The organism is Aquiflexum gelatinilyticum (genome assembly GCF_024813435.1).
GTDB classification, from domain to species: domain Bacteria; phylum Bacteroidota; class Bacteroidia; order Cytophagales; family Cyclobacteriaceae; genus Cognataquiflexum; species Cognataquiflexum gelatinilyticum.
Genome location: NZ_JANAEZ010000021.1, coordinates 1 through 1,237, shown reverse-complemented (window position 1 = coordinate 1,237; position 1,237 = coordinate 1). Strand labels below are relative to the sequence as shown.

Here is a 1,237-nt window from a genome sequence, read left to right as displayed (position 1 = left end):
TCCCGATATTCTTATGGATTAAACAATAGAAGGAATATAAGATTTTTCATATTTTCTATTATCCCTGATTAGAGCAAAAATCCTGTTAATGATTTTTGCTCTTACAGCATTTATTACAGTCATTTTATTCTTTCCCTCAGCAACCTTTCTTTCAAAATAATCTCTGAGTTCCCCCTTCATCCTGATCGCGGAAAGTGCCGCCATATGAAATAGTGTTTTGAGGTCTTTATTTGCCCTGTTGGATACCTTTTTCCTTGACCTCTGGCTTGTGCCTGATTCAAAAGAAAATGGAGCAACGCCTACATGGCAGGAAAATTCCCTACCGTTATCAAACTTGGTAAATCCTCTGGTTGCTATGATTGTCTCAGTAGCTACTTTATCACCTACTCCTCCAACTGACAACAATATCTCTTTTTGAATGGTAAGTTTCTCACTGGAGGCGAACTGTTGGGCTATCTCTTTATCGATAGAACCAATGAGTTTGGTTAATGAAATGATCTGTTTTTTAAGCCTTTTGCTTTTGGCTTTATAAATATCTGAATCAATGTATCCTTCAAAATCTTTTACCTGGGACTGATATTTGGCTCTATCCCTGATATACATATCCCTCTCACTACTAAGTGATTTGACTGTTTCAATAACCTTGTCATCGAGAGTCTGAAGCCTGGCTTTGTCAACATACCGCATCGCATAATCGACTATTCTTTCGGCATCAATTTTATCGTTTTTCCTCCTCTGGACACCGGATCTCAATTTGATTTCTGCTCCGCTCTCCAACCATAATGCAATATTCTGACCTATGCAAAACACCTTCAAAGGATTGGAATAATGACCGGTATATTCAGCACAAACCAGAATCTCCCCCCAAAGACAGCTCTCTTCCAAGTTCTTGAAAAACTTCTTAATGGAAAGTTCTTTGTTTTCTATTTTAAAGTTTTCAATTACCCCATCAGCGGTAATAAGGCAAATGTCAAGTGTCAATTTACTGACATCAATTCCAATAAATGTTTTGAATTTCATACTTTAGCGTTAAGATAAACAAATGAAAAGAACCGTTACCTAATAACCTTAACAGATGTAAGACTAATATCTTATACAGGTCTTGGTTCTTTAAACCTGTCAGTTCCTAATATCGGGATAGTTCTCTCCTAAGGCTATCGATGGATCGCTGACAGGTTTTCAATTATACCACCGTTCTTGGTTTAATACAACTGTTCAAATCTAAGGTAGCTATCGG

Annotated in this window: 1 protein-coding gene; it reads right to left on the bottom strand. The window is 37.1% G+C overall.

Features of this window, described 5'->3' with window-relative positions:
* Window positions 1-18: 18 nt before the first annotated feature.
* Window positions 19-1,020 (bottom strand): IS110 family RNA-guided transposase, encoded by a 1,002-nt coding sequence (locus tag NK987_RS21335; protein WP_259265498.1) that lies wholly within the window; start codon window positions 1,018-1,020, stop codon window positions 19-21.
* Between the last annotated feature and the right edge of the window lie 217 nt (window positions 1,021-1,237).

Bases quoted from the DNA above. Each gene is read 5' to 3' on its own strand.
- NK987_RS21335 (WP_259265498.1), bottom strand. From the start codon at position 1,020: ATGAAATTCAAAACATTTATTGGAATTGATGTCAGTAAATTGACACTT.